The following is a 26,506-nucleotide window of genomic DNA, read 5'->3' as shown; positions in this document are numbered from 1 at the left end:
GTTCCGAGAATCGGGACCCGGTCGGGGATGCTCAGCCCGTGGGATCGCGCCCGTCGTCGAGTTCCTGCCACAGGTCACGACCGGTGTCCCCGGTGTCCTCGCCGGCCTCCGGGTCACCGCGGCGCGCCCCGGGCGTCACATAGCGATCATCCCGCTGAACCCTCCGGGTCGGCCAGATCATGGGGACGGCTCCCGCGGCGACGAGGGCCAGCGCTCCTGCTCCGGTGAGAACCGGACCGGCCGACCGGGTCGAGATCTCCGTGATCTCCGACCACTCCGGCACCGCCTGCGCACCGGCCGTCCCCGGGCCCGCGTTGGTGCGGCCGAGCTCCTCCTCACCCGTCACCGTGGAGTGGACCCGGTCCTGGTCCACTCCGCCGACGGTCGAGAACAGCAGCGCGCCGGTGGCCAGGCCCAGGAGGGCGATGACGGCCCCGACCACCCGGGCCCCCGTCCCCCGGACCAGCGCCACCGCGGCCACCGCGGCGAGAGCACCCACCGCCAACGGGACGAGCGCCGGCTGCCACTGCGCACCCGTCAGGCTGCGCCGGGCCTCACCCGACTGGTCGTTGAACGCGACCACGTCCACCCACACCATCCGGGAGGCGATCCACAACAAGACGGCGCCGAGGAGCAACAGCACGACGGGGATGCGGAGCCGGGCGTTCTGGGTCACCGGCCCTCCCCCGGCGTGTCCGCGCCCGCAGCGCCTCCCGTGGGGCCCGCGGGTCTCAGGGTGTCCGCCGCCGCGACGGCGCGGAGGACCGCCATCGCCTTGTTGCGGCACTCCTCGTCCTCGGACGCGGCGACCGAGTCGGCGACGATCCCGGCACCGGCCTGGACGTAGGCGGTCCCGTCCTTGAGCACCGCGGACCTGATGGCGATCGCCTGATCGGCGTTGCCGGCGAAGTCCACATAGCCGACCACTCCCCCGTAGACCCCGCGACGGGTGTCCTCGAGATCCTCGATGATCTGCAGCGCGCGGGGTTTGGGCGAGCCCGACAGGGTGCCGGCCGGGAAACAGGCCGTGACGGCGTCGATGCCCGTGCGCCCCTCCGCCAGGCGGCCCGTCACGGTGGAGACCAGGTGCATCACGTGGCTGTACCGCTCGACCTGGCGGAACTCGGTCACGACGACGGAGCCCGGCTCGCAGACGCGGCCGAGGTCGTTGCGACCCAGATCCACCAACATGAGGTGCTCGGCGTTCTCCTTGGCGTCCTCCACGAGGTCCTTGGCCAGCAGGACATCGTGCTCGTCGTCCTCACCCCGCGGCCGGGTCCCGGCGATCGGATGGGTCGTGGCCAGCCCGTCCTGCACCTTGACCAGGGCCTCGGGGCTCGATCCGACGATGGTGAACGCGGTGCCACCGAAGCCGTCGTCCCCGCTGCCGTCCGGGACCGTCATCAGATACATGTAGGGGCTCGGATTGGTCGTGCGCAGGATCCGGTAGACGTCTCTCGGCGAGGCCGAGGTGTCGACCTCGAAGCGCTGGCTGAGCACCACCTGGAAGGCTTCCCCGGAGTAGATCTGCTCGATGATGTCGGCCACCCGCTCGTGGTAGGTCGACTCGTCGGTGCGGCGGCGCATCCGCGGATCCGGTGTGTCGAAGACGCTGACCCCGCCGGCGCCGGGAGCCGCGAGCCTCGCCGTCATCGAGTCCACCCTGGCCACCGCGTCGGCGTAGGCCTCCTCGACCCGGTCGTCGCTGCCGTCCCAGTTGACCGCGTTGGCGATCAGGTGGATCCGGCCCTCGTGGTGGTCGAACGCCGCCAGGTCGGTGGCCAGCATCTGGACGAGCTCGGGGATGTGGAGGTCATCGGTGGTGTCCGGTGTGATGCGCTCGAGTCGGCGCACGATGTCGTACCCGAGGTAACCCACCAGCCCGGACGTCAGCGGCGGCAGGCCCTCGATCTGGTCGGTCCTCAGCAGGTCCAGGGTCCGGCGCAGGGCGTCGAGCGGGTCTCCGCCCGTCGGAGCCCCCGCGGGCACGTGCCCCAACCACATGGCCTCACCCGCGTCGTCGACGGTCAACGCCGCGGCAGACCCACAGCCGATGAACGACCACCGCGACCACGACCGGCCGTGCTCGGCCGACTCCAGCAGGAAGGTCCCGGGCCGGTCGGCCGCGAGCTTGTCGTACGCGGAGAGCGGCGTCTCGGAGTCGGCGAGCACCGTGCGCACCACGGGGACGACCCGGTGGCCCGAGGCGAGCGCCCGGAACTGCTCGAAGGTGGTGGTCCTGGTACTCATCCGACGACCCGGCCGCCGATCCCGAACGAGTCGTGCGGCATGTCGTTGACGAGCACCCACACCTTGGCCGGGTCCTTGCCCGCGGCCTCGGCGTAGGCGGCTGTGACGGCCTCGATCACCCGGGACTTGGACTCGGGGTCCATCCCGTCGAGCTGGTTGATCTGGATGAAGGGCACGGGCTCAGTCCTCCCCGAGGAGTGTGTCGGTGTCGAAGCAGCTGACCGTGCCGTTGTGGCAGGCTGCCCCGGTCTGGTCCACCTTCAGCAGGACGGTGTCGCCGTCGCAGTCGATCTCCACTCTGCGCACGTGCTGCACGTGGCCGGAGGTCTCCCCCTTGACCCACCGCGTCCCGCGCGAGCGCGAGTAGTACACCCCGCGCCGCGTGGCCAGCGTCTCGGCGAGGGCGGCGTCGTCCATCCACGCCATCATGAGGACCCGACCGGAGGTCGCGTCCTGCACGACGGCAGCGATCAGACCCTCCGCGTTCCGGGTGAGCCGGTCGGCGATGGTCGGGTCCAGGGCCGGATCACTCATCGGACCGTCATCCCCTCGGCCGCCATGGCCCTCTTCACGTCGCCGATCGTCATCTCGCCGAAGTGGAAGACGCTGGCCGCGAGAACGGCGTCGGCGCCGGCCTTGACCGCGGGGGCGAAGTGCTCGACCGCGCCGGCCCCGCCGGAGGCGATCACGGGGATCGTCACCGCCGCACGGACCGCACGGACCATGTCCAGGTCGAAACCCGCCTTGGTGCCGTCCGCGTCCATCGAGTTGAGCAGGATCTCCCCCACCCCCAGCTCCTGGCCACGCCGGGCCCACTCGACGGCGTCGATCCCGGTGCCCCGGCGGCCACCGTGGGTGGTGACCTCCCATCCCGATGGTGTGGGGGCCTCGCCCGCCGGCACCGTCCGGGCGTCGACGGACAGGACGATGCACTGGGAGCCGAAGCGCCTGCTGAGCTCCTCGAGCAGCTCCGGACGCGCGATCGCGGCGGTGTTGACGCTGACCTTGTCCGCCCCGGCGCGGAGCAGCTGGTCGACGTCCTCGGCAGCGCGTACCCCGCCGCCCACGGTGAGGGGGATGAAGACCTGCTCCGCGGTGCGTGTGACCACGTCGAGCATGGTCCCGCGCCCCGAGGACGACGCGGTGACGTCGAGGAAGGTCAGCTCGTCCGCGCCCTGCGCGTCGTAGGCGGCTGCCAGCTCGACCGGATCACCGGCGTCCCGCAGATCGAGGAAGTTCACGCCCTTGACCACGCGGCCCGCGTCGACGTCGAGGCACGGGATCACCCGGGTGGCGAGTGTCATGCCCGGTTCACCGCTCCCCGTCGAGCCACGGGCGGTTGCCGTCGGGACCGGGGGTGGCCCGGCGACGGCCCGCCTCGAAGAAGTTGCCCGGCTCGCCGAGCTCGCGGATGGTGCCGAGCACCTCCGCGTGCGCTCGCGGGCCGGCGGCGAGGATCGACTGGGAGTCGATCGACCACGGCTCACCGGTCAGGTCGGTGACCACTCCCCCGGCCGCGCGGATGTGGGAGGCGCCCGCGGCGTTGTCCCACGCGTAGTTGCCGAAGCTCACCGCAGCGGACAACCGGCTGGAACCCACGAACGACAGGTCCACCCCCGTCGACCCGAACTTGCGGGTGCGGGCGGCGTCGAGGGTGAGCTGCTCGAACACCTCTCGTCGATAGGCCGGCGGGTAGGTGGTGCGGGCGCCGGTGTTGAGCGACCCGAGGCCCAGCGCGACGTCGCGGATGGAGACGTCGGCGATCCGCGGGATCTCCTCGTCGTTCTCCTTGAGCGGGCCCCCGGCGATCGAGGTGAACCGCAGGCCGAGGAGGGGAAGCCAGGTCAGCCCGAGCACGGGCTGCCGCTCGTGGACCAGCGAGACGAGGATGCCGGTGGTGGGGATGCCGAGGGAGTAGTTGGCCGTGCCGTCGATCGGGTCGACCACCCAGAGTGTGCCCTCGTTGACCGGCGGGCCGCCGAACTCCTCGCCGTGCACCTCGAGATCGGTGCCCTCGCGCAGGGCGTCGGAGATCCGACGCTCCAGCTCGAGGTCGAGCTCGGTCGCGAAGTCGTTGCGCGAGCCCTTGGCGCGCGTGCCCTCGGCACCCAGTCCCTCGACGAAGCGGGGGGTGACCTCCTCGAGCACGCGGGCCGCCAGGGCGAGCGCCTCCGCGGGGTCGACGGACAGGTCCGTCGGCAGGGTGTTTCCGGTCTGATCGGTCATCTCGGGCCTCCTGCTCGAGGTCATGGGGTGGGGTGGAGCCGCCTGGTGGTCACTGCCGGCTCAGCGGACGCTCACCGCGGCCAGCGCCTCGGGGAGGGTGAAGCGACCGGCGTAGAGGGCCTTGCCCACGATCGCGCCCTCGACGCCCTCGGGCACCAGCGTCGCGATGGCCTCGAGGTCGGCCACGGAGGACACCCCGCCGGACGCCACCACCGGCGCTCCGGTGACCGAGCACACCTGGGAGAGCATCTCGAGGTTCGGACCGTTGAGCATGCCGTCCTTGGAGACGTCGGTGACGACGTACCGCGCACACCCGTCCTTGTCGAGGCGCTCCAGCACCTCCCACAGGTTGCCCCCGTCGGACACCCACCCGCGGCCACGGAGTCGGGGCTCGCCGTCGACCACACGGACGTCCAGCCCCACCGCGATGCGGTCCCCGTGCCGGGCGATCGCGGAGGCGCACCACTCCGGGTCCTCCAGGGCGGCGGTCCCCAGGTTGACCCGGGCGCAGCCGGTCGCGAGGGCGGCCTCCAGCGAGTCGTCGTCGCGGATCCCCCCGGACATCTCGACCTTGACGTCGAGCGCGCCGACCACCTCGGCCAGGAGGTCGCGGTTGGTCCCGCGTCCGAAGGCGGCGTCGAGATCCACCAGGTGGACCCACTCGGCCCCGTCCCGCTGCCACTGCATCGCGGCCTCGAGCGGAGATCCGTACGAGGTCTCGGTCCCGGCCTCCCCCTGCACCAGACGGACGGCCTGCCCGTCGGCGACGTCCACGGCGGGCAGGAGTTCGAGGTAAGAAGCGTTGGTCACGGGCATCAGCGTAGTCCGTCCGCCCGGGGGTGCTCCCCATCGCCCTCGGCCGGTTCCGACGGCTCCCCGGGGTGTACGCCGGAGTCGACCCCGACCTCGACGGCGGGCTCGTCCCCGTACTCGGCACGGATCGCCCGATCGGTGATGCGGGTGGACACGACCCCCATGGCCACGACCGTCATGACCACCCCGACCAGCGCCACGACCGCCCGGCCCACCGGCGGCAGCGGGAGCAGCGCCACCGCCAGGGCCGTCAGCCCCAGGGAGAGGACCCCCGCCCCGGATACCCCCAACGCCAGTACCGCGAACGACACGGGCGCCGGGCGACCCCGGCGGTCAGCCAAGGGATCTGATCCAGTTCTCGAGCAGCTGAAGTCCGGCGTCGCCCGACTTCTCGGGGTGGAACTGGGTGGCGGACAGGGGCCCGTTCTCCACGGCGGCGACGAACCTCGTGCCGTGCCGGGCCCAGGTGACATCCGGCGGGGCCAGGTGGTCGGACGGTTCCATCTCCCACCGCTGCACCCCGTAGGAGTGGACGAAGTAGAAGCGCTCGTCGGCGGGCATGCCGGCGAACAGGACGCTGCGCTCGGGCGCCTCGACGGTGTTCCACCCCATGTGCGGCAGCACCGGTGCCTCCAGCCGCTCGACCACCCCGGGCCACTCACCGCAGCCCGCCGCCCCGGAATCGGCGTGCTCGCCGTCCGAGAACTCCGTCCCACGCTCGAACATCACCTGCATACCCACACAGATCCCCAGGACGGGGCGACCGCCGGCGAGACGCTCGCCGATGATCCGCGGCCCCTTGACCGCCCGGAGACCCTCCATGCACGCCGCGAACGCACCGACCCCCGGGACCACGAGCGCGTCCGCCTCGGTGGCGACCCGGTGGTCCGAGGTGAGCTCGACCCGGGCGCCGACACGCTCCAGCGCGCGATGGGCCGAGCGGAGATTGCCCGAGCCGTAGTCGAGGAGCGCCACCCGCGGGGCCGATGAGGTCATGGGCTCACTTTATCGTCCGTGGCGGGCGAGGTCAGATCACGCGTCGGCCGGGTGCGCCGGGCGCCCACCGCCGCGGGACCGCCGACGAGCAGCACCACGCCGGCCGCGACCGTGAACAGGACGACGTATCCGAAACCGGCGACGCCACCCATGACCACCGACCCGAGACCCGTGCCCGCGTCGAAGGAGATGTTCCACGAGGCGGACGCGGTCCCCAGGCGCGAGCGCGGCATCCGCTCGAACGAGGCGACGAGCGCCTCGTTCTGCACGGCGCCGAACCCGAGTCCGAACACCACGGTCGGGGCGATGAACCACCACGGGTTCGCCGACACCGAGAGCAGGCCGGCGATACCGGCCATGCCGAGCGCCGAGACCGCCAGTCCGGGCCAGACCAGGGCGCCGGGGCCGCGCCGGTCGGAGACGAGTCCCGCGAAGGTGCGCCCGACGATCACGCCCACCCCCAGCAATCCGAGCCCGACCCCCGCGACGACCGCGCCGCTGCCCGAGACGATCGAGTCCAGGGCGGGCGAGAGGAACGACGCGGCGGCGCCGTACGGCAGCGACACCGCCACCATGACCAGGAACGGCCCGGCGAGCAGGACGAGCATCGCCCGGCGGCCCAGTGCGGACGGGTCGGAAGGCCTGGCGGGAGCGGGGTGCACGTCGGGGAGTCGTGCCGCCGCGAGCAGTCCGACCACACCGAACGCCGTCGCGCTCCAGGCGACCGTGGCCAGACCGAAGACCTCCAGCAGCCACAGACCGACAGGCAGGAAGATGGCCTCGGAGATCCCCACCGCGAGGCCGATCAGCGAGGTGGCGCGGCCGAGCATCCCGGGTGGCGCGAGCTCGGCGACCAGTGCGGAGCCGGCGACCGTCATCATGCCGAAGCCCGCCCCACGCACACCGCTGACCGCCAGCACCGCGAACGGCCCGTCGAACAGGGCGAGCAGCCCCGAGGGCAGGCCGAGGAGCGCGCTGCCGATCGCGAGCACCCAACGGTAGCCGATCGCCGCGGTGATCCTCGGGGTGAGCAGTTGGACCAGCACGGTGACCGTCATGAACACACCGGTGGTCGCACCGGCGACCAGCTCGCTGCCCCCGCCCCGGACCACGGCGAGGGGCACCACGGGCAGGAGCAGCGAGAAGCCACCGAAGGCGAGGAGCACCAGGACGAACGCCGCCGGCACACCGGGGGTCCGGGACAGCTGTGCGAACGCGCCCGGCTTCGTGACCCCCGCGGTCACTTCGCCATCACAGAGCGCCCTTGGTCGAGGGGATCCCGCTGATCCGCGGATCCGGCTCGACCGCGGCGCGCAGCGCCCGGGCGACGGCCTTGTACTCCGCCTCGGTGATGTGGTGGGGGTCGCGCCCGTAGTGCACGCGGACGTGCAGCGCGATGCGGGCGTGCGACGCGAGGGTCTCGAACACGTGCCGGTTGAGCACGGTGCCGTACGGCGCGCTGTCGTGGCCCACGACGACGTACCCGATCATGACGTCGGGCTCCCCCGTGTGGACGCAGTACGGGCGCCCGGAGACGTCGACGACCGCCTCGGCGAGCGTCTCGTCCATGGGGATCGAGCACTGGCCGAAGCGGCGGATGCCGCGCTTGTCCCCCAGTGCCTTCCCGAGCGCCTGGCCCAGAACGATGGCGGTGTCCTCGACGGTGTGGTGCGCCTCGATCTCGACGTCGCCCGTCGCGCGGACCGTGAGGTCGAACGCTCCGTGCTGGCCGAACGCGGTGAGCATGTGATCGAAGAACGGGACGCCGGTGGCGATCTCCGTCCGGCCGGTGCCGTCGAGGTCGATCTCGACGACGATCGACGACTCCCTGGTGGTGCGCTCGACGCGACCGACGCGTCCGCCCTGCTCGCTCATCGTCTCTCCCTCGTCGTGGTGATCTCTGTTCCCGCCAACTCGGCGCTCACCTGCAGCAGCCGGTCGTTCTCGCTCTCCAGCCCGATGGTCGCACGAAGACGGCCGGGGATGCCCACGTCGCGGATGAGCACGCCCGCGTCGAGGTAGCGCCGCCACGCGCGGGGCGCGTCCACGAAGGGCCCGTAGAGCACGAAGTTGGCCTCGCTGGGCAGCACGTCGTAGCCGAGCGACTCGAGCCCCGCGGTGACGCGCTTGCGCTCCTCGGCCAGCAGGGCGACCGACGCCAGGGTCTCGTCGGCGTGCCGCAGCGCGGCCGCGGCGGCGGCCTGCGCGATCACCGACAGGTGGTACGGCAGGCGGACGAGCAGCACGGCGTCGACGAACGAGGGGTCGGCCGCGAAGTAACCGAGCCGCCCGCCGGCGAACGCGAACGCCTTGCTCATGGTGCGCGAGACGACCAGCTTCGCCGGGTACTCGGCCAGGAGCGTGCACGCGCTCGGCGACGGGGAGAACTCCGCGTACGCCTCGTCGACCACGACGATCCCCGGTGCCGCGTCGATCAGCCGCCGCAGGTCGTCCAGCTCGATCACGTGGCCCGTCGGATTGTTGGGCGTGGTGAGGAAGACGACGTCGGGGCGGTGCCCGGCGATCGCCGCCAGCGCGGCCTCGACGTCGATCGCCAGGTCCGCGCCCCGGTCGACCGGGATCCACTCGGTGTCCGTGCCCGCGGCGAGGATCGGGTGCATGGAGTAGCTGGGGACGAATCCCATCGCACTGCGACCGGGTCCGCCGAAGGCCTGCAGCAACTGCTGGAGGATCTCGTTGGAGCCGTTGGCCGCCCACACCATGTCCACGTCCAGCTCCACCCCGGTCTGCCGCGTGAGGTAGGCGGCGAGGTCGGTGCGCAGGTCGACGGCGTCCCGGTCCGGGTAGCGGTTGAGGTCGGCCGCCGCCGCGGAGACCGCCTCCGCGATATCGGCGACCAGCGCCGCACTGGGCGGGTGCGGGTTCTCGTTGGTGTTGAGCTGCACCGGCACCTCGAGTTGCGGGGCTCCGTAGGCGCTCTTCCCGCGCAGGTTCTCGCGTAGGGGCAGCGCGTCCAGGCCGACTCCTGGCCGGGGGGTGTCGCTCACTGTTCCTCCTCCGCGGCGGTGAGGTCCTCGAAGCGGGCCCGGACCGCCTCGCCGTGGGCCGGCAACCGCTCGGCGTCGGCGAGCGCGACGACGGTCGGGGCGATCTCCTTGAGTGCGGCGCGGTCGTAGTCGATGACGTGGATACCGCGCAGGAAGGTCTGCACGCTCAATCCGGACGAGTGACGGGCGGTGCCCGACGTGGGCAGGACGTGGTTCGAGCCCGCCGCGTAGTCGCCGAGCGGGACCGGGGAGTAGGCGCCCACGAAGATCGCCCCGGCGTTGCGCACCCGGGCGGCGTCGGCGGCGGAGTCGCGGGTCTGCACCTCCAGGTGCTCGGCCGCGTACGCGTCGACCACGCGCAGGCCGGCGTCGATGTCGTCCACCAGGACGATTCCCGACTGCGGGCCCTCGAGCGCCTCGCGGACGCGGTCGGCGTTGAGGGTGACGGTGTACCGGGCCTCGACCTCCCGGTCGACGGCGTCGGCGAGCTGCTCGGAGTCCGTGACCAGCACGCTCGCCGCATTGGGGTCGTGCTCGGCCTGGCTGATGAGGTCGTAGGCGATGTGGACCGGGTCGGCCGTGTGGTCGGCCAGGACGGCGATCTCCGTGGGGCCGGCCTCCGAATCGATCCCCACGACACTGCGGCACAGTCGCTTGGCGGCGGTGACGTAGACGTTGCCGGGGCCGGTGACCATGTCGACGGGCTCGAGCTCGCGGCCGTCGGTGTCCTCGCCGCCGTGGGCGAGCAGTGCCACGGCCTGGGCGCCGCCGACGGCCCAGACCTCATCGACGCCGAGCAGCGCGCACGCGCCGAGGATGGTGGGGTGCGGCCAGCCGCCGGAGTCGGCCTGTGGCGGGGAGGCCACCACGAGTGAGCCGACCCCCGCGACCTGCGCCGGCACGACGTTCATGATGACGCTCGACGGGTACACGGCCTTTCCGCCGGGGACATAGAGGCCCACCCGCTCGACGGGCACCCACTTCTCGGTGACGAAGCCACCGGCGGCGACCTCGGTGACGGTGTCCGAGCGGCGTTGGGCGGAGTGGACGATCCTCGCGCGGCGGATGGCCTCGACCAACGCCGCGCGCACATCGGGGTCGAGGGTCTCGCCGGCCTCCGTGATGACCTCCGCGGGAACCCGGACCGAAGTGGGCCGGACCCGGTCGAACTCCTCGCCGTAGTCGAGCGCGGCGAAGGCCCCGTGCTCCCGGATCGCCTCGACCACCGGGCGGACGGTGTCGACGACGGAGTCGACGTCGGCGGCGCCTCGCGGGAGTGTGCGACGCAGCTCGGCGGTGCCGAGGGTGCGACCGCGCAGGTCGATGCGGGAGAGCATGGTGTGGCCTTTCCGTTGGATCACGGGACGTCGAGCAACCGGCCGACGGCCGCGAACCAGTCTAGGTGCGCCCGCGCCCGAGCCTCCCTCATGCCACCCTCGCGGGTGTTGTGGACGCGGTCGACCGCACCCTCCGGCCGCTCACGCGCAGCACATGCCGGCCTCGTCGTCGTTCGTGGTGTCGTGATCCGCCACCGGCGAGGTCCCGAACGTCTCCGAGTCGGCGAGGACCGTGTAGACCTCCCACCGTTCGCCTCCGGGGCCGGTGACCCACACCTTGTCCTGGGTGGCGAAGCAGCAGGTCGTGCCGATCTCCTCGTCGGTGAAAAGTCCGGCGTCGGTCAGTCGCGCGATCTCACCGTGGACCTGCTCGCTCGACTCGACCTCGACGCCCAGGTGGTTGAGTGAGCCGCCCTGGCCCGGGTTCTCGAGCAGGACCAGCTTGAGGGGCGGCTGCTCCACCACGAAGTTGGCGTAGCCGGGCTTGCGCTTGGCGGGTTCGACACCGAACAGGGTCGAGTAGAACCGGACGGCCTCGTCGACGTCGTCGACATTGAGGGCGAGTTGTACACGGGACATGGTCGGAACCTCCACCTTTGTGACGGATATCGAATTACTACTCCGCACAGATAAGCACCCATTTCGATATACGTCAAGAAGCTGGGCTACACTCGCGGACATGCCCAAGGCACTGCCCCTCCTCGACGTCAGCTCGCCGGTGTGCTGCGCACCGATGTCGGCGGGCACTATCGGCCACGAGGACGCCGTGGAGATCGCGCTGCGACTCAAGGCCCTCGCCGACCCGGTACGGATCCGGCTCCTGTCGCTCCTGCTCACCAGTGACGACGGCGAGGTCCGCACCGGAGACCTGGCCGCAGCCACCGGCGTGGCCGAGTCCACCACGTCCCATCACCTGGGCCGACTCCGCGAGGCCGGGATGATCGAGTCGGAGCGGCGCGGGATGAGCGTGTTCCACCGTGCCCGCGGGTCCGCGATCGACGCCCTGCGTGCTGCGCTCGACCCGAACTGCTGCACCTAGCCGGACCGGACCGCCCCGTCCACCAGGTGCATGCGGGCATCACACCGCGCCGCCACCGTGTCGTCGTGTGTGACGAGCATCAGCGCCACGTCGAACTCCTGCGCCGTGCGCACCAGCAGGTCCATCACCACGGCACCCGACTCCGAGTCCAGCGCACTGGTCGGCTCGTCGGCCAGAAGCAGCGACGGCCGGTTGACCAGCGCCCGTGCGATGGCCACCCGTTGACGTTGACCCCCCGACAGCGCTCCGACGGTCCGGCCGGCCAACGAGCCCAGGCCCACCCTGTCGAGCAGCTCGTCGGCGCGCTCACGCACCTGGGCGCGCCGCGCCCTCGACGGCCGCCCGCCGAGCCACGCCATGGCCTGGAGTTGCTCGCGCGCGGTGAGAGACTCGACCAGGTTGGACTGTTGGAAGACGATGCCGATCTCCGTCCGGCGCAGCTCAGCCGCCCGACGAGCACTCACCGCCGCCAGGTCCACCTCGCCGTCGCGCGTAGCCAGCCACGCGTGGCCGGACTCGGGCGGGGTGAGGGTGGCGGCCACGGCCAGCAGACTGGACTTGCCCGAGCCGGAGGGCCCGGTCACCGCGAGACTGCGGCCGCGGTCGATCCCGCACGAGACGTGGTCGACGGCGGTGATCCGGCCGTCTCCGTCGGGGTAGGTCAGGACGACGTCGTCCATCCGCAGCGCGGTGGTCGCGGGGGTGCCGACGGCAGAGGCGTCGAGGACGGGGGCATGGGACATGCGGTTCTCCTGGATGAGTAGAGGGTGTGACGACGAGGTCGCGCGATCGCGGCCGGGAGTCCGGTTCACCGGAGCGCGCCCAGTGCGGTGGCCGGGTCCGCCGTGACGACGGGGCGGAGCGAGACGGCGGCTCCGGCGAGTCCGAGGACAGCCAGGAGCGCGGCGGGGAACACGGTGGTGGCGGGCGAGACGATGTAGGGCACCGCCCCGCCCGCGACGGCGCCGAACAGCGCGGCGATCCCCACGCCGGTTCCGATGCCCACCGCCAGCACGATGGCCGCCTGGCCGACCGAGTCGCGCACCACCGTGGCGGTGGAGGCACCCAGGGCCTTGATCACCGCGATGTCTCTGCGGCGCTGCATCCCCCAGACCGCGAAGAACGCGCCCACGACCAGCGCGGTGACGGCCAGCAGCATGTAGGTCATGGTGTTCAGCGAGGTGTTCTCGGCGCGGTGTGATGGCAGGGAGGACACCAGACCCTCGGGGTCCACCACCGTCAGACCAGCGGTGGTGGACCCCGAGGACGCGGACGAGACCGCGACGGCGGTGGCCGCCCCACCGCGTGGGGCGAGCTCGCGCCAGGTGGCCAGGTCGGTGACGACGACGGGGGTGTGCGAATGCCAGAGGTCGCCGGCGCTTCCGGCGACGCCCAGCGCGCCACCCTCGATTCTGAGTTCGGTGGCCTCGGCGCCCAGCTCGTCGTCGACGCCTGTAGAGGTCAGGACCTCCCCCGGTGAGGGCGGGGTCAACGAACCCACGGGGCCACCGAGACCCACGGCGACGGCCGAGGCGCCGGTCTCGGTGCCGTCGTCCACGCGGATGCGGGCCACGCCCACGGGGACGGCGGAGGGGTCGGCGGCGGTCACCCGGTCCAGTTGCTCGCCGGTGAGGGCTGCACGGTCCAGGTCGACCGCCCCGTCCTCGTCGGCGGGCAGGACGAAGTCCGAGTCGCCGCTGCCCAGCGCCCGCAGCGCGGACACACTCTGGTGCGCGAGGCCCGCGGTGAGCCCGAGCAGGCCGGCGACAAGCACGGACAGCAGCAGCACGACGCCCGTGATGAGCGCGAAGCGGCCCCGCGCGGTGCGCAGGTCGCGGAGTGCGAAGAACATGGGGTTTCCTCTCGTGGCGGTATGCCTCCAGGTTCGTCGCCGCCCGCGTCTCCCGAATCGCCCGTGCGGATGGTCTCGCGCACCAGGAAGGTGGAGCGCCGAATCCATCCTTCGATGGATGCCCGGGGCGACGGCAACGGCTAGCGTCGACCGGGTGACCGGCCCCTCCCTCCCCCGAGAGAGCGCAGAGCTGCCGCCCGAATCGGCCGGAGTGCGCGCGGTCTTCACCCAGCTGCAGGTGGCCCTGCACACCCTCGTGGCGGCGCTACTCGCGTTCACTCTGGTCAGCGCGCACCGGGACACCGGCGGCGAGCTGGACCACGTGGCGGTGGCGGCTGCTCTCGGGTTCACCGTGGTGTACCTGGCGGGGACCGTGTGGGACCGCCTGTCCGGGACCGGCCGGACCGCGAGGCTGTGGTGGCTCGCCGCGGTGCTGGCGCTGTGGTCGGTCCTGGTGGTGCGGGTGCCGGAGGCCGCCTACCTGGCGTTCCCGCTGTTCTTCCTGGCCCAGTTCCTGCTGGCTGTGTGGGCCGGGATCGCGGCGGTCGCGGCGCTCGCCACCGTGGCGGTGGTGGCTCTGGGGATGCACGGGGGGTTCACTCCCGCCGGGGTCGTGGGCCCCGTGGTGGGGGCGCTCGTGGCGGTGGGTCTGGGCACCGGGGTCCGGGCGCTCGATCGGGAGTCCCGGGCACGGCGCGAGGTGATCGCCGAGTTGGTCAGGACCCGCTCCGAGCTGGCTCGACAGCAGCGCGAGGTGGGCCGCGAGTCCGAGCGAGCGCGCCTGGCCGGTGAGATCCACGACACCGTCGCCCAGGGGCTCGCGAGCATCGGGATGCTGCTGCACGCCGTCGAGCGCGCCGATCCCTCACACCCGGCCGTCGGCCAGATCCGGTTCGCGCGGGAGGTGGCCGGCGAGAACCTCACCGAGACCCGCCGCCTCATCGCCGCGCTACGGCCCGCCCCACTCGACGGCGTGTCGCTCGCCGGCGCACTGGTCCGCGTGGTGGAGCGGACACGCGCGGAGCATCCTGCGGTCGAGGTGACCGCTGACTGCTCCCTCGAGCTCGACCCTCCCGCCGAGGTCGCCGCCGTGCTCGTGCGCGTGGCGCAGGAGGCATTGGCCAACGCGGTCACGCATGCCTCACCCTCGAGGGTGGCGTTGACGCTGACCGGTTCATCCGCCGCCGTCGCCCTCGAGGTGCGTGATGACGGTCGGGGTTTCGACATCTCCGCGCCGCGGCCCACCGCCTCGTTCGGCCTGGACGGGATGGCGCGTCGGGTGTCCGGGCTGGGAGGAGAGTTCGACGTGAGCTCCGAGGCCGGCGCGGGGACCACGATCCGCGCCGTGCTGCCGACGGCGGTGGGAGGCTCGGGGATATGACGACGACGAAGGTGCGCGTGTTGATCGCCGACGATCACGCGGTGGTCCGGACAGGCCTTCGCGCGCTGCTGGCCTCCGACCCCGCGATCGAGGTGGTGGCCGACGTCCCCACCGCCGACGGCGCGGTCGAGCGGGCGCGGATCGGCGACGCGGACGTGGTGCTCATGGACCTGCGCTTCGCGGGGGACGCCTCCGCGGGGGTCAGGGCGACCCGGCGACTTCGCGAACTCGACTCGCCGCCGCAGGTCCTCGTGCTGACCAGCCACGACACCGACGCAGACATCCTCGGTGCCATCGAGGCGGGCGCCTGCGGATACCTCCTCAAGGACGCCGGCCCCGACGAGCTGCTGGCGGCCGTCCGCGCCGCCGCGGGCGGGGAGAGCGCGCTCTCCCCCACCGTCGCCGCCACGCTGATGAGCCGGCTGCGCGACCCGCGTCCGGTCCTGACCGACCGCGAGGTGGAGGTGTTGCGCGCGGTGGCCACGGGCGAGACCAACCGGCAGGTGGCCTCGTCCCTCAACGTGTCGGAAGCGACGGTCAAGACGCACCTCGTGCACGTCTTCGACAAACTCGGCGCGACGTCACGGACGGCCGCGGTGGCCAGGGCGCGTGAGCTCGGGGTGGTGTAGTCGATCAGCACTGCTCGCCCTGGAGCGACGGGAGTCGGAGAGCAAGCGCATCTGCTACTGCCGAGAGCGTCCCGACGCCCTGGTCGAATGACGCTGATTCGACCGCGATGGCGACGGCCACCTCCCCTCCCGCGGCCGGCACGATCCCGAACTGTCGCACGAGATAACCGCCACTCTCCCCCGGCCCCCAACCTCCTTTGAACCGGGCACCCGGAATGCGGCCGAGTCCCCAGCTCTGATCCGGTGATACCCGGCCCATCAGATCGAGAACTCGGGCCGATGACCCGATGCATGGCAGGAGACTGCCGAACCGCGCTTGATCGACGAGTGGCCACCGGGTCTGACCGAAGATCGAGTACTCCGCGCGGGTGCGGACTGTCGGCACCCGGGTGGTGCTGTCACCCCCGTCCGCGAGCACTGCGCCGATCCCGGCCGCCGACGAGGCTCCCCCGCCGAGGGCGTCCCACAATCGCTCGGCCGCCGCGTTGTCGGATGCCGTGATCGCGGTAGACGCCGACTCGAGGGAGGCCGGAGAGACGCGCGCGACGGCGACGGCCAGCGGGACCTTGATAGTCGACCAGGCGGCACCCGACTGCACGACTCCCGCCGTCTGGACCTCGGAGCGACCACCGACTCCGGCTACGGCGATACCAACCGGACTCGGAACACCATCGATCACCCCGGAGAGATCCATACCGCCGGGCCTGGGGTCGGCGACGGGCGGGACCGTGAGCTGGGCGGTATCCGGACCCTCTGCTCCGCCCGGTCCTACCGGTCCCGGAGAGACGGTGGTGACCGTGGAAGTGACGTAGACGGTCTGTAAGGGCTCGCTCGTCGGGACCAGCCCACCACAACCGGAGACGACGAGGACGAGCCCGCAGGAACCCGAGGCCAGCGCCCCACGCCTGCTCAGTAGACCCATCAGTAGATGTACACGACAGCGTTGTTGCCGCCGGTGCAGGTCACAACCGGTCCGCCCGAACAGGACATCGTGTACGTCGTACCCGTCACCGGGCTGTAGGCGTCGATGGTCATCGGGCCCCCGTCGCCTCCGGATGCGAGGTACGTGGAACGGACTGACACCGCGAACTCGCACGAGGTGACTGATGACCCCACCGCGGAATGCGAGAGCGGGCCCCCGCCGACGTTCGAGCACACGAACGACCCGGACGGAGCATTCGGTTGCGCCGGTTGGACCTGAGGCCGGTCTGGTTCCGCAGCACTCGGGGCCGTCGCCGTGGCGGACACCGTCGACGTCACGGGTGCAGCGGTCGGACTGGTGAATCGCGGGATCATCAGGAACGCCACGACTGCGATGAGACCCACGATCAGCACGGCCATCAGTGTGATCATCACGGCCAAGGCCGGGGACATCGACTGTTTCTGAGTGGACGCCACCGGACCCGCCTGAGGGATCCGCCCGAACTCCGACGTGGGGAAGTCACTCCATTGAGGAGGGTTCTGGCCCATGTCGCGCCTCCCGGCTACCCGAACACGCTCGCGACCACTCTGCCGCTGAGAATGAGGGTAGGTGACGCCGCATGACAAGAGTCGCGAATCAGGGTCCTGAACGCCACGTGATCGAGCCGAGAACGAGTCGGGTCGAGTCATCGTCTCGCCTGACGATCCTCCACCCATCGTCGCTCCGGAACGGGGCATCGACTCCTAAGCTCGACACATGCGGAGACTCCCCTGGATCATCGGCGCTCTGGTCGTCGTCATCGTCGTCGTCATCTCGGCGCCCTACCTCTACAAGGCTGTGCGCGGTGGCGACGACGCTCCGGCTGCGACGGTCTCCACCGACGGCGCCGAGGCTGCGACCGGGGACCTGGACGGCTCCTGGGTGGTGGTTCCGGGCTCCGAACCCAACGAGACCACCGCCGGCTACACGGTGGACGAGATCCTGCGCGGGGAGCCCGTGACCGTGGTCGGGAGCACGAGCCAGGTCACCGGTGGGGCGACCATCTCCGGGAGCACCCTCGATTCCGCCGAGTTCGAGGTGCGCATCGAGGGGATCGCCACCGACATCGGGCAACGTGACAACCGTGCCCGCTCCCCCGAGATCCTCGACGCCCAGGCCCACCCCTCGGCGACGCTCGCTCTGGCGGCACCCGTCGGACTGGCGTCGACACCCTCGGACGGGACCACGGCCACGATCCCGATGGAGGTGGACCTGACCATCAAGGGGACGACCGTCCGAAAGTCCGTGGAGGTGACGGTCCTCCGGTCGGGTGAGGAGCTGATCGCCTCCGGCGCCGTGCCGGTGACGTGGACCGAGGTCGGCGTGGAGCCGCCGAGCCTGGGCTTCGTCACCGTCGATCCGACCGGGACCATCGACTTCCTGGTGAACCTGGCCAGGCAGTAACCGGTCAATCCGTGGACCGGGGCGCTCTGCCTGCCCGGACCGTTCTCCCACCGTTATCCGGCGTGATGGCCCTCGATTACGACGAGGTGGACGGAATTCTCCGGGTCCTGTGCGACGAGGTCTGCGAGGGGCGCTCGCCGCCACTGCAGGGTCCGGCCTACGCACCGCCGTCTAGTCCGGATCCCACGCGGGGGTTCTGCCATCACTGCCCGCCGCAGTAGGCGACTGAGTCCACCCGACTCAAGTCAGATTTTCTGACCTGAGTCGGGAATACTCAACTACAGCGGTGAGTTGAACCGTGTGCGACCCCGGAGACGCCGGGCGCACCCCGACCAGTCCTGAAGGAGACCATCATGGCCACCAGCACCCGTTTCGATCCGTTCCGTGAGCTCGATCGCCTCCTGGGCGAGGGGCTGCGCAGCGCGACCGCCTCCACCTCGCTGCCGATGGACCTGTACAAGGAGGGCGATCGCTTCGTCGGGCTCATCGACCTGCCGGGCGTCGATCCCTCCAGCATCGACATCGACGTGGAGGACCGCACCCTCACCGTCCGTGCCGAACGCCGCGCCCCCGCCGAGGGCGATGCCCAGTGGCTCATGCATGAGCGCCAGTCGGGCACCTTCGCCCGGCAGCTCGCCCTGGGCAAGGGCCTGGCCACCGACAGGATCGAGGCCGACTACAGCGACGGCGTTCTGCGCCTGGTGATCCCCGTGGCCGAGGAGGCTCAGCCGCGCAAGATCACCGTCTCCCACGGTGCCCAGAAAGCCGAGCAGGCCGAGATCGTCGAAGGTTCCGCCGACCTCGGAAGCTGACCACCGCACCTGGGCCGCCTGACCACCGCCCCGGCCTCGCGTGAGGTCGGGGCGGTGGTTCTCATTCGACTCGCGCGCCCCGCCACGCGTCCACACGCCGACCTGCCGCCTCACGTTGCACCGGGATCACCCACCACCACCAGTACATCCGTCGCCCGCGACAGCCCCACGTACACCCTCTCGCGGACCCGGTCCATGCCGTCGTGGTGGTTGCACACCAGCACCACGGCGCGGCGCTCCAGGCCCTTGAAGCCCAGCACGTGGCCGTAGAAGATGTCCTCGCCGCTCCAGAAGGTCTCCCAGTAGGCGTCGTTGCCGCCCTGCTGCAGCTCGACCTGCATCGGGTGCCGCGATCCGGTGGTCAGCAGCGCGACGTCCCGCGGCTCCCAGCCCGCGTCGAGCAGGCGCATTGCCTCGTCGTCACCGATCGCCACGGCGTCCTCGCCCTCGGGCACCTCGACGTAACGGACCGCGGGCCCCGAGCCACCGCGCAACTGCATGCGCTGGCCCACCAGGGGTAGGAAGGCACTGGCGATCTGGCGCGTGTTGCGCAGGTTGTGATCGAGCACCAGCGGCACCAGGTCGACGGGCGGCCGACCGGTCCGCCGGAACACGCTCTGCCCGGCGTCGCCGACGATCATCAGACGGCCGCGCTCACGGTCGCGCAGCGCACCGATCACCGGGCGCCACCAGCTGTCTGCGAAGTCCTGGGCCTCGTCCACGATCACGGCGTCGAACCTCTTGCCGTCGGGCAGTTCGTCGGCGAGCTCCGCCATGAGGCGGGGGAGCTCCTCCTCCCACCACCGGACCGTCTCCTCGGACCGGACCCGCTCGTCCGGTCCGGCAGGCGCGCCCCACTCGACACCCAGTGCGTGGAACTCCCCCACGTACGCCGGCTGCTCGCGTCTACTCCATCCGCTCGTCACGCGCCGGAGGTATCCCGCGAGGCCGTGTGAGTAGCAGATCAACGCGACGCGCTGACCGGCCCTCGACAGACGCCGCGCCTGCTCCAGTGCGAGGTAGGTCTTGCCGCTGCCCGCGCCACCACGGATCTCCACGCGCGGCAGTGCGTCGACTGCCCGGAGAAGCACCGATTGCTCGCGGGTGAGCGCGTCGGCGATGTCGGCGTTCTCCGCGGCGCGTGCCACCACGTCGCGCTGCGGTAAGCCCCGGCCACCGAGGATCTCTGCCAGTCGGTTGACGGTGTCGACGGCGAGGAAGGGTCGATCGCTCGGCCCGGAGTTCTGCGCGAGACGGTAGGCGAGGGTGGCGAGCTGATCGAGCTGATCACGGTCGACGATTCGATCGCGCTGAATGTCGGGAAGTGCGAAATCCCCCGGGATCGACGCGTGAGGGAAGACCAGCATGTGGGTCCAGCGCTGGTACTGACGGGGCCATCGTGGGTCCGTATCGACGTGCCCGCGCAGGGCGTAGAGGGCCTCACGACACTGGGTGACGGGATCGATCGTGTGCTGCTTGCCGCCGCTCCCCTGCACCCACCGACCGTCCTCGATCGCGATCTGTCCGGCCTTGACCTCGATCGCCACGATCCCTGCACCGGGCATCGCCACGAGGATGTCGACCTCGTGCTCCTTCTCCGCGGTGGAGACGCGCTGGCCTACCACGATCAGGCTGTCGTCGGAGAGTTGATCCGTGAGTAGCTCCACGACCTTCTCCTCGGAGGGGTGGCCGTAGACGGGGGTGTCGGGAATGACGCGGGGCATGTTCCAGGAGTACCCGCCCGCGCCTGCGGATCGGGTCGAATCGCCGGGTCCTGCCGACACCGCACCGCGGTGAGACCTTCGCGACACTGTGTCAGCATGATACTGACATGGTGTTAGCATCTTCCCCGTTCCCGATGTCGATGCCGGAAGGCCTCCATGTTTCTCGCCCTACGCGAACTGACCTTCGCGCGATCCCGATTCACCCTGATGGGCTCCGTCGTGGCCCTGATCAGCGTCCTCGTGGTTCTCCTCGCCGGGCTGTCCTCGGGACTGGTCAACGACGGCGTCTCCGGCCTGCAGCGCATGCCCGTCCAGGCCGTCGCGTTCGCTCCCGAGACCCGCACCGACTCGGCGTTCACCCGATCCGTGGTCGGGCCCGACCAGGTCGAGGCCTGGGCCGCACGACCCGACGTGTCGGTGGCCACACCGATGGGTCTGTCGATCATCAACGCCAGGACCTCCTCCGGGACCCCGGTGGACCTCACCCTCATCGGCGCGGACCCCGAGGGCCCGCTCGTTCCCGAGGTGGCCGAGGGCCGGGCGCCCGCGTCCGACGGGGAGATCCTCATCAGCGCCACCGCCGCCGATTCCGTCGGCCCGGGCGACACGGTGACGGTCGACCGACTGGGGATCCCCCTCGAGGTCGTCGGCATCGCGGCCGCCCAGCACACCTTCGGCCACGTCGACATGGCCTTCACCACCCTGGCCACGTGGCAGGACGTGCACGCCGGCACCCGCTTCGGCGAGGAGTCGCGCGCCGGCGCCCGTGAGGAGTACAGCGTCGTGGCCCTCGCCGGGGTCGACGGCGAGTTGCCCGACCTGGCCACCGGCGATGCCGCGGCCGACACCTCGTCGCGCACCCTGGAGGAGTCGTTCGACTCCTCGCCCGGATACCAGGCCGAGATGATGACGATGTCGATGATCACCTGGTTCCTGTACGCCATCTCAGCGCTGGTCGTCGGTGCGTTCTTCGCCATCCTCACCGTCCAGCGATCCCGCGAGATCGCTGTCCTGCGCGCCATGGGCGCCTCGACCGTGCGACTCCTGGGCGACGCGATCGGGCAGGCCTTCATCCTGCTGGCGGGGTCCATCGCGGTCGGTGTGGCCATCGGCGTGGGAGTGGGGTCGTTCCTGGTGGGCACCGGCATGCCGTTCGCCCTCGCGACCGGACCCATCGCACTCGGAGCCGCCCTCCTCCTGACTCTGGGACTGGTCGGCGCCACCCTCGCCACCATCCGCATCACCGCCGTCAACCCGCACAGCGCACTGGGAGAGAACCGATGACCACCACCACACACACCGGCGACGCCTCCACCCCGGGCCTTCGCCTGAGCGGTGTCGAATTGACTTTCCGGGACGGCGACCAGACCGTCTACGCGCTGGCCGGTGTCGACGACGAGGTGGCCCGTGGCGAGGTCCTGGCCGTGGTCGGCCCCTCCGGAGCGGGCAAGTCGAGCCTCCTGGCCGTGGCCGGCGGACTGCTGTCCCCGACCTCAGGCACCGTCGAGGTGGGCGGCCGCGACATCACCGGTCTCGGTCGCCGGGACCTCACCCGGTTCCGGCGCGACCACGTCGGGTTCGTGTTCCAGTCCGGCAACCTTGTGCCCGCTCTCACCGCGCGCGACCAACTCCGGCTCGTGGGAACACTCGGCGGAGACCGGTCCCGGCGTCGCGATCCCGACCACCTGCTCGAGGCCGTCGGTCTGACCCACCGCGCGCGCCGCCGCCCGGCCACCATGTCCGGCGGCGAGCGTCAGCGGGTGGGCATCGCCCGCGCCCTGATGTCCTCGCCGGATCTGCTGCTGGTGGACGAACCCACCGCCGCGCTGGATCGCAGGACCAGCCACGACGTGGTGCGCCTGCTCGCGGAGGAGGCCCATCAGAACGGCGTCGCGACGGTTCTGGTCACGCACGACCACGAGATCCTCGAACACTGCGACCGGGTCCTGGAGATGGTCGACGGGCGGCTGCACGCGCACGTGTGACCTGATGGACACGTATGATCGGGCCTCCGCCGAGAAGGTGACGGGAGACCGACATTCCACGTATCGACGCCCCCACCGTGGGCGAACACCGGGACGCCAAGCGTCGGGTCCTGCTCGACGCGGCCCGGTCGATGCTCTCCGAGGCCCCCGGCACCCCTCCCGACATCAATGAGCTGACCGCCCGGGCGGGCATGACACGGTCGAACTTCTACACCTACTTCTCCTCGCGCGCGGAGTTGGTCGTCGCCGTGGCGGAGGACCTCATGCCACGGTGGATCGACACCGTCACTGGAGCAGTGCGTGACGCAGGCGGCGGTCGCCGGGGGGTCGTGGCCTACGTGCACACCACCCTGGATCTGGTCGCCGCCGGTGACCACGCGATCCTCACCGCGCTGGCCGCGCAGCTCCCCGACGGCCCGGCGCGCGAGCGGCTGACCCGGATGCACACCGAGATGACCACCCCACTGCGCGAATCGCTCGCCGAGTCCTCCCGCTCCGATCCACAGTTGACCACCGAGCTGGTCATGGCCGTGACGTTCAAGGCCTCCGAACTCATCGAGGGAGGGCGGCCGCTGGACGAGGTGCTCACCGCGGTAGACGCTCTGATCGATCCGCCGGGTTGACCGGAGAGGCGGCGCGGCTACGGGTTCGCGACCCAAGCGTCGCGCGTCACCCCGGCCCGATCGCCCACCCCGACGCCATCTGCCCGACGAACACCGGCAGCCGCACGAGGATGCGGTTCTGTTCGGCCCGCGGCCGGAAGCCCACGTCCAGGTAGCGGGGCGCCTCGTCGGGCCGGTCGCGCACGAGCGACCGGAACGCCGGCACGAGATCCTGCTCGATGTACTCCCAGCGCGGTTCCCTGTCGGCCCAGTTGAACGCGGGCAGCGGGGTGTGCAGCACCGTCGGTCGGCCGTTGACGTCCGCGCGCACCGACAGCGGGCGGAACCCACCCAGGGTGGAGGCCCCGGGGATATCGGGGGAGCCGCCCACCGTGGTGATGTAGGTGAGCACCCGACCGACGTCCCCTCGGCCGGCCGCCGTCGCGTCCCACTGTTCGGCGATGATCTGGTTCTGCTCCCGCGACGCCATCCGCAGCAGCGCCTCCGACCTGCCGTCCGGTGAGCCCTCGTCGAGTCTCCGCCAGGCATCGAGCGCGTACTCGTCATACGCCCCGCCCGCCGCGAGTTCCCTGACCGCCGGCAACCCCCCTGCCAGGTAGGCCTCGTGCATCGGGACCATGTCCATGAAGATGTTGCGCTGCATGATCAGCAGCCGGTGCAGGTACCAGTCCACGTCCGGCCGCGTGAGCGTCGGACCCGCGGTGGCCAGTAATCTCACGTCGCGCGGCATCCCGGCCGCCAGCTCCCACGGCACTCCACCGAGGGCGTCACCGACCCCGGTCCCCACCTCGTGCACCCCGGGCACGCTGAGCACGCCCCCCACCTCGTCGAGGTCCCAGAACCCGGCGGCGAACGACATCCCGGCCAGCCCGGCCATCCCGGTCCACCAGAACCCGTCGTGGGAGTTGTACAGCCGCAGGTAGTTCACGTACACCTTGTCGACCGTCTCCAGGTTCGCCTCCAGCCCCCGGGCCGGCTCCCACTCGTCGAGGTCGATCCCCGCGTTCTGGGCACCGACGACCAGCCAGTACTGGCGGGCCAGGGTCCCGTATCGCTCCGGCGCCACGCCCGCGGCCCGCACCACGTCCAGCGCCGCCCCCAACTCGTCGCGATCGGTGGTCATGGAGGTGGAGAAGCCTCCCGCCGACTCACCGTGCGGGTTGTCGGCCGCGACGTCCAGGTAGACGGCATAGGGTTGCGCGCTGACGTGGGCCGGCAGGTGGACGAACGCCAGGACTGCCACGAGGAATGCGGCGATGACCTCGCCGAAGACGCGTTGGGATCGAGTCGTCACTGGTCCCCCGAACCGCTGGGTGTGATTCAGGTCACTCTAAGCCAGTCCGGCCGGGCCCGCGACCGGACACGCGGAGCCGCCCACCCCGATGAGGCGGTTCGGGGTGACAGGGGCAACAATGAACCCCGTCCATCGTCGATCAGCTTTCCAGGTGACAAGGAAGTCCACGTGAGCACCTCCATCGATCAGGCCCCGGCCCGGAGCGCAACCCGAGATCTCGCCCAGATCGCGGTGTTCGCCGCCCTCATCGTCGTCCTCGGTCTCCCCGGTCAGATCAGCATCGGCTCCGCCGGGGTGCCGATCACGCTGCAGACGCTCGGCGTCATGCTCGCCGGCGCCCTTCTGGGCTGGCGCAAGGGACTGCTGTCGGTCCTCGCGGTGATCGTGATCGGTCTCGCGCTGCCCGTCCTCGCCGGCGGTCGCACCACCCTCACCGCGCTGGCCAGTCCCACCGCGGGTTTCCTCATCGGCTGGCTCCCGGCCGTCGTCGTGATCGGCCTGCTCACCGCGATGCTGATGCCGCGGTACCGGCTGATCCCCGGGCTGCTCATCAACATCCTCGGCGGCATCGTGGTCATCTACGCCTTCGGCGTGGTGGGCATGCTGATCCGCACCGAGCTGACGTTGACGGCCGCGATCGCGGCGAACGGCGTCTTCCTCCCCGGCGACCTCGTCAAGGCGGTCATCACGGCGGTCGTCGCCGTGCAGGTCCACAAGGCGCGGCCCGGTCTGATCGCCCCGCTGCGTGGGCGTCGTCCGACCCCCGCGTGACCGACCCCCGCGTGGCCGACGACCGAGGCACCGAGATCCGCTTCGACGGCGTCAACCACGCCTACGGTGACCGGACCGTCCTCGCCGACATCGATCTCGTGCTGTCCGAGCGGCGAATCGGGATCGTCGGCGTCAACGGCGGGGGCAAGTCGACGCTCGCGCGGATGATCAACGGGCTGGTCGTCCCCACCTCGGGCACGGTGACCGTCGACGGCCTCGACACGCGCCGCAAGGGCGCGCAGGTGCGCCGCCGGGTCGGCTTCTGCTTCACCGATCCCGACACCCAGATCGTCATGCCCACCGTGGCGGAGGACGTCGAGTTCTCCCTGCGCCGATCGGGCCTGAACCGCGAGGATCGACGACGACGGGTCGACCAGGTACTCGCCACCTACAACCTCTCCGATCACGCCGATCACCCCTGCCACCTCCTGTCCGGCGGTCAGAAGCAACTACTCGCCCTGGCGGCGGTGCTGGTGATCGAGCCCTCGGTGATCGTGGCCGACGAACCCACCACCCTGCTCGACCTGCGCAACCGCGCGCTGGTGGCCGAGACCTTCGCCGGACTCCCCCAGCAGCTCGTGGTGGTGACCCACGACCTGGACCTGGTGGCCGACTTCGACCGCGTACTGGTGGTGGACGGCGGCCGGGTGGTGATCGACGACGCCCCCGCGGCCGCGCTGTCGGGGTACCGCCGGATCGCGCTGCGTCCGGGCTCGGGTACCGGATCGGGATCGGGATCGGGATCGGGATCGGATACCGCTTCGGGGCCGGGGGTCTAGGTGTTCGCCACCTACCAACCCGGGCACTCGCTGCTCCACCGCCTGCCGGCGGGCCTGAAGATCCTCCTGGTCTGCGCGCTGATCCTCGCGGTGTCGCTGTCGGTGCGGGACGCCTGGCACGTGCTGCCCGCGCTGGGGTTCGCCGCGGCGCTCTATGCGATCGGGCGCATCCGGCCGCGCGCCGCCTGGGACCAGGTGCGTCCGGTGCTGCCGATGTTGCTCGCGATCCTGGTGTTGCAGTGGATCGTCGCCGACCTCGACACCGCTCTGCGCGTGAGCGGTGCGCTTCTGGTGGCGGTGGCGGTGGCGGGCCTGGTCGCGCTGACCACCAGGGTCTCGGACATGCTCGACGCGGTCACCCGGGCCGCCCAGCCACTGCGCCGCGTCGGGGTCTCGCCGGATCGGGTGGCGCTCGTACTGGTCCTGACGATCCGGGCGATCCCCCTGCTCGCCCGGCAGCTCCGGCAGGTGACCGAGGCCCGCAAGGCGCGCGGTCTGGGCATGTCGATCAGGGCGCTGGTCGTACCCACCGTCCTCGGGGCACTCACCACGGCCGACCAGCTCGGCGACGCGTTGGCGGCCCGCGGCGTCGACGACTGAGCGCCCCGGCGGGGCGAACTCC

The 26,506-nt window shown here is 71.3% G+C and carries 29 protein-coding genes; 11 read left to right on the top strand and 18 right to left on the bottom strand.

The genetic code is table 11. The features are described 5' to 3' along the window. Positions 1–31: 31 nt before the first annotated feature. The 14 genes from ABD250_RS09205 to ABD250_RS09140 all read right to left on the bottom strand — a co-directional run bounded on the left by ABD250_RS09205 (position 32) and on the right by ABD250_RS09140 (position 11,209). Entirely contained in the window at positions 32–676 is a 645-nt protein-coding gene (locus ABD250_RS09205; RefSeq protein ID WP_182615578.1) for a TIGR02234 family membrane protein, read from the bottom strand. Next, a complete protein-coding gene (locus tag ABD250_RS09200) occupies positions 673–2,250 on the bottom strand; it encodes an anthranilate synthase component I (RefSeq protein ID WP_182659380.1) in 1,578 nt (525 codons plus the stop codon). The genes ABD250_RS09205 and ABD250_RS09200 overlap by 4 nt, the downstream gene beginning before the upstream one ends. Beyond that, positions 2,247–2,426 carry a tautomerase family protein gene (locus tag ABD250_RS09195; protein WP_179525144.1) on the bottom strand — a complete coding sequence of 60 codons (180 nt, stop codon included), beginning with the start codon at positions 2,424–2,426 and terminating at the stop codon, positions 2,247–2,249. Before ABD250_RS09195 ends, ABD250_RS09200 begins: the two co-directional genes overlap by 4 nt. Before the next feature lie 4 nt (positions 2,427–2,430). Further along, positions 2,431–2,784, bottom strand: coding sequence for a phosphoribosyl-AMP cyclohydrolase (hisI, locus tag ABD250_RS09190; protein ID WP_182641514.1), 354 nt, complete (start codon positions 2,782–2,784; stop codon positions 2,431–2,433). Next, positions 2,781–3,554: an imidazole glycerol phosphate synthase subunit HisF gene (gene hisF / locus ABD250_RS09185; protein ID WP_182641515.1), complete on the bottom strand. Its 774-nt coding sequence runs from the start codon at positions 3,552–3,554 to the stop codon at positions 2,781–2,783. Before hisF ends, hisI begins: the two co-directional genes overlap by 4 nt. Before the next feature lie 7 nt (positions 3,555–3,561). Further along, positions 3,562–4,476 (bottom strand): inositol monophosphatase family protein, encoded by a 915-nt coding sequence (locus ABD250_RS09180; RefSeq protein ID WP_182641516.1) that lies wholly within the window; start codon positions 4,474–4,476, stop codon positions 3,562–3,564. A 60-nt stretch (positions 4,477–4,536) separates the two neighbouring features. Continuing rightward, positions 4,537–5,292, bottom strand: a complete 756-nt coding sequence (gene priA, locus ABD250_RS09175) for a bifunctional 1-(5-phosphoribosyl)-5-((5-phosphoribosylamino)methylideneamino)imidazole-4-carboxamide isomerase/phosphoribosylanthranilate isomerase PriA (RefSeq protein WP_182659381.1) — start codon at positions 5,290–5,292, stop codon at positions 4,537–4,539. After that, positions 5,292–5,600, bottom strand: a complete 309-nt coding sequence (locus ABD250_RS09170) for a hypothetical protein (protein WP_182641517.1) — start codon at positions 5,598–5,600, stop codon at positions 5,292–5,294. The genes priA and ABD250_RS09170 overlap by 1 nt, the downstream gene beginning before the upstream one ends. Before the next feature lie 22 nt (positions 5,601–5,622). Then, the gene (hisH, locus tag ABD250_RS09165; RefSeq protein ID WP_182641518.1) at positions 5,623–6,285 is read right to left on the bottom strand and encodes an imidazole glycerol phosphate synthase subunit HisH; all 663 of its coding nucleotides are present in this window, start codon (positions 6,283–6,285) and stop codon (positions 5,623–5,625) included. Then, positions 6,282–7,529: an MFS transporter gene (locus ABD250_RS09160; RefSeq protein WP_179525137.1), complete on the bottom strand. Its 1,248-nt coding sequence runs from the start codon at positions 7,527–7,529 to the stop codon at positions 6,282–6,284. Before ABD250_RS09160 ends, hisH begins: the two co-directional genes overlap by 4 nt. 7 nt (positions 7,530–7,536) lie before the next feature. Beyond that, on the bottom strand, positions 7,537–8,160 hold the full coding sequence (gene hisB, locus ABD250_RS09155) for an imidazoleglycerol-phosphate dehydratase HisB (RefSeq protein WP_179525136.1): 624 nt from the start codon (positions 8,158–8,160) through the stop codon (positions 7,537–7,539). Beyond that, positions 8,157–9,293 (bottom strand): histidinol-phosphate transaminase, encoded by a 1,137-nt coding sequence (locus ABD250_RS09150; RefSeq protein WP_344391839.1) that lies wholly within the window; start codon positions 9,291–9,293, stop codon positions 8,157–8,159. Before ABD250_RS09150 ends, hisB begins: the two co-directional genes overlap by 4 nt. Then, entirely contained in the window at positions 9,290–10,630 is a 1,341-nt protein-coding gene (gene hisD, locus ABD250_RS09145; protein ID WP_182659385.1) for a histidinol dehydrogenase, read from the bottom strand. The genes ABD250_RS09150 and hisD overlap by 4 nt, the downstream gene beginning before the upstream one ends. 141 nt (positions 10,631–10,771) lie before the next feature. Continuing rightward, the gene (locus ABD250_RS09140) at positions 10,772–11,209 is read right to left on the bottom strand and encodes an ArsI/CadI family heavy metal resistance metalloenzyme (RefSeq protein WP_182659386.1); all 438 of its coding nucleotides are present in this window, start codon (positions 11,207–11,209) and stop codon (positions 10,772–10,774) included. Positions 11,210–11,309: 100 nt separating this feature from the next. Here ABD250_RS09140 and ABD250_RS09135 point away from each other — a divergent pair, with 100 nt between their 5' ends. Then, positions 11,310–11,669, top strand: coding sequence for an Rv2640c family ArsR-like transcriptional regulator (locus tag ABD250_RS09135; protein ID WP_344391837.1), 360 nt, complete (start codon positions 11,310–11,312; stop codon positions 11,667–11,669). Here the strand turns inward: ABD250_RS09135 and ABD250_RS09130 are convergent. After that, a complete protein-coding gene (locus tag ABD250_RS09130; protein WP_344391835.1) occupies positions 11,666–12,412 on the bottom strand; it encodes an ABC transporter ATP-binding protein in 747 nt (248 codons plus the stop codon). The genes ABD250_RS09135 and ABD250_RS09130 overlap by 4 nt on opposite strands. 65 nt (positions 12,413–12,477) lie before the next feature. Beyond that, entirely contained in the window at positions 12,478–13,521 is a 1,044-nt protein-coding gene (locus ABD250_RS09125) for an FtsX-like permease family protein (RefSeq protein WP_344391833.1), read from the bottom strand. A 154-nt stretch (positions 13,522–13,675) separates the two neighbouring features. Between ABD250_RS09125 and ABD250_RS09120 the strand changes: the two genes are divergently transcribed. The 4 genes from ABD250_RS09120 to ABD250_RS09105 all read left to right on the top strand — a co-directional run bounded on the left by ABD250_RS09120 (position 13,676) and on the right by ABD250_RS09105 (position 18,708). After that, the gene (locus ABD250_RS09120; RefSeq protein WP_344391830.1) at positions 13,676–14,902 is read left to right on the top strand and encodes a sensor histidine kinase; all 1,227 of its coding nucleotides are present in this window, start codon (positions 13,676–13,678) and stop codon (positions 14,900–14,902) included. Next, on the top strand, positions 14,899–15,531 hold the full coding sequence (locus tag ABD250_RS09115) for a response regulator (protein ID WP_344391828.1): 633 nt from the start codon (positions 14,899–14,901) through the stop codon (positions 15,529–15,531). Before ABD250_RS09120 ends, ABD250_RS09115 begins: the two co-directional genes overlap by 4 nt. A 1,678-nt stretch (positions 15,532–17,209) precedes the next feature. After that, on the top strand, positions 17,210–17,896 hold the full coding sequence (locus ABD250_RS09110) for a YceI family protein (protein ID WP_182658498.1): 687 nt from the start codon (positions 17,210–17,212) through the stop codon (positions 17,894–17,896). A 353-nt stretch (positions 17,897–18,249) separates the two neighbouring features. After that, positions 18,250–18,708, top strand: a complete 459-nt coding sequence (locus ABD250_RS09105; RefSeq protein WP_182658499.1) for an Hsp20/alpha crystallin family protein — start codon at positions 18,250–18,252, stop codon at positions 18,706–18,708. A 110-nt stretch (positions 18,709–18,818) separates the two neighbouring features. Here the strand turns inward: ABD250_RS09105 and ABD250_RS09100 are convergent, their stop codons facing one another. After that, positions 18,819–20,432 (bottom strand): NERD domain-containing protein, encoded by a 1,614-nt coding sequence (locus tag ABD250_RS09100; protein ID WP_182658500.1) that lies wholly within the window; start codon positions 20,430–20,432, stop codon positions 18,819–18,821. 156 nt (positions 20,433–20,588) lie between these two features. Here ABD250_RS09100 and ABD250_RS09095 point away from each other — a divergent pair, with 156 nt between their 5' ends. From ABD250_RS09095 to ABD250_RS09085, 3 genes are all read left to right on the top strand, one after another. Then, a complete protein-coding gene (locus tag ABD250_RS09095; protein WP_182658501.1) occupies positions 20,589–21,716 on the top strand; it encodes an FtsX-like permease family protein in 1,128 nt (375 codons plus the stop codon). Then, entirely contained in the window at positions 21,713–22,417 is a 705-nt protein-coding gene (locus ABD250_RS09090; RefSeq protein WP_182658502.1) for an ABC transporter ATP-binding protein, read from the top strand. The genes ABD250_RS09095 and ABD250_RS09090 overlap by 4 nt, the downstream gene beginning before the upstream one ends. A gap of 77 nt (positions 22,418–22,494) precedes the next feature. Then, positions 22,495–23,040 carry a TetR/AcrR family transcriptional regulator gene (locus ABD250_RS09085; RefSeq protein WP_179525119.1) on the top strand — a complete coding sequence of 182 codons (546 nt, stop codon included), beginning with the start codon at positions 22,495–22,497 and terminating at the stop codon, positions 23,038–23,040. Positions 23,041–23,086: 46 nt separating this feature from the next. Here the strand turns inward: ABD250_RS09085 and ABD250_RS09080 are convergent, their stop codons facing one another. Next, positions 23,087–24,334, bottom strand: a complete 1,248-nt coding sequence (locus ABD250_RS09080; RefSeq protein WP_182658503.1) for a hypothetical protein — start codon at positions 24,332–24,334, stop codon at positions 23,087–23,089. Positions 24,335–24,502: 168 nt separating this feature from the next. Between ABD250_RS09080 and ABD250_RS09075 the strand changes: the two genes are divergently transcribed. The 3 genes from ABD250_RS09075 to ABD250_RS09065 are packed head-to-tail and all read left to right on the top strand — an operon-like array spanning position 24,503 to position 26,484. Next, on the top strand, positions 24,503–25,105 hold the full coding sequence (locus ABD250_RS09075; RefSeq protein WP_179525117.1) for a biotin transporter BioY: 603 nt from the start codon (positions 24,503–24,505) through the stop codon (positions 25,103–25,105). Next, the gene (locus ABD250_RS09070; RefSeq protein WP_338404170.1) at positions 25,102–25,884 is read left to right on the top strand and encodes an energy-coupling factor ABC transporter ATP-binding protein; all 783 of its coding nucleotides are present in this window, start codon (positions 25,102–25,104) and stop codon (positions 25,882–25,884) included. The genes ABD250_RS09075 and ABD250_RS09070 overlap by 4 nt, the downstream gene beginning before the upstream one ends. Beyond that, the gene (locus ABD250_RS09065) at positions 25,885–26,484 is read left to right on the top strand and encodes an energy-coupling factor transporter transmembrane component T family protein (RefSeq protein WP_182615429.1); all 600 of its coding nucleotides are present in this window, start codon (positions 25,885–25,887) and stop codon (positions 26,482–26,484) included. Positions 26,485–26,506 lie beyond the last annotated feature (22 nt).

The organism is Dietzia cercidiphylli (assembly GCF_039531545.1).
GTDB lineage: Bacteria > Actinomycetota > Actinomycetes > Mycobacteriales > Mycobacteriaceae > Dietzia > Dietzia natronolimnaea.
The sequence above is the reverse complement of the archived record's forward strand: the minus strand, read 5'-3'. Positions and strand labels throughout refer to the sequence as shown.

Bases quoted from the DNA above. Each gene is read 5' to 3' on its own strand.
- ABD250_RS09200 (WP_182659380.1), bottom strand. From the start codon at position 2,250: ATGAGTACCAGGACCACCACCTTCGAGCAGTTCCGGGCGCTCGCCTCG.
- hisI (WP_182641514.1), bottom strand. From the start codon at position 2,784: ATGAGTGATCCGGCCCTGGACCCGACCATCGCCGACCGGCTCACCCGG.
- hisF (WP_182641515.1), bottom strand. From the start codon at position 3,554: ATGACACTCGCCACCCGGGTGATCCCGTGCCTCGACGTCGACGCGGGC.
- ABD250_RS09180 (WP_182641516.1), bottom strand. From the start codon at position 4,476: ATGACCGATCAGACCGGAAACACCCTGCCGACGGACCTGTCCGTCGAC.
- priA (WP_182659381.1), bottom strand. From the start codon at position 5,292: ATGCCCGTGACCAACGCTTCTTACCTCGAACTCCTGCCCGCCGTGGAC.
- hisH (WP_182641518.1), bottom strand. From the start codon at position 6,285: ATGACCTCATCGGCCCCGCGGGTGGCGCTCCTCGACTACGGCTCGGGC.
- hisB (WP_179525136.1), bottom strand. From the start codon at position 8,160: ATGAGCGAGCAGGGCGGACGCGTCGGTCGCGTCGAGCGCACCACCAGG.
- hisD (WP_182659385.1), bottom strand. From the start codon at position 10,630: ATGCTCTCCCGCATCGACCTGCGCGGTCGCACCCTCGGCACCGCCGAG.
- ABD250_RS09140 (WP_182659386.1), bottom strand. From the start codon at position 11,209: ATGTCCCGTGTACAACTCGCCCTCAATGTCGACGACGTCGACGAGGCC.
- ABD250_RS09135 (WP_344391837.1), top strand. From the start codon at position 11,310: ATGCCCAAGGCACTGCCCCTCCTCGACGTCAGCTCGCCGGTGTGCTGC.
- ABD250_RS09130 (WP_344391835.1), bottom strand. From the start codon at position 12,412: ATGTCCCATGCCCCCGTCCTCGACGCCTCTGCCGTCGGCACCCCCGCG.
- ABD250_RS09125 (WP_344391833.1), bottom strand. From the start codon at position 13,521: ATGTTCTTCGCACTCCGCGACCTGCGCACCGCGCGGGGCCGCTTCGCG.
- ABD250_RS09115 (WP_344391828.1), top strand. From the start codon at position 14,899: ATGACGACGACGAAGGTGCGCGTGTTGATCGCCGACGATCACGCGGTG.
- ABD250_RS09110 (WP_182658498.1), top strand. From the start codon at position 17,210: ATGCGGAGACTCCCCTGGATCATCGGCGCTCTGGTCGTCGTCATCGTC.
- ABD250_RS09105 (WP_182658499.1), top strand. From the start codon at position 18,250: ATGGCCACCAGCACCCGTTTCGATCCGTTCCGTGAGCTCGATCGCCTC.
- ABD250_RS09100 (WP_182658500.1), bottom strand. From the start codon at position 20,432: ATGCCCCGCGTCATTCCCGACACCCCCGTCTACGGCCACCCCTCCGAG.
- ABD250_RS09095 (WP_182658501.1), top strand. From the start codon at position 20,589: ATGTTTCTCGCCCTACGCGAACTGACCTTCGCGCGATCCCGATTCACC.
- ABD250_RS09090 (WP_182658502.1), top strand. From the start codon at position 21,713: ATGACCACCACCACACACACCGGCGACGCCTCCACCCCGGGCCTTCGC.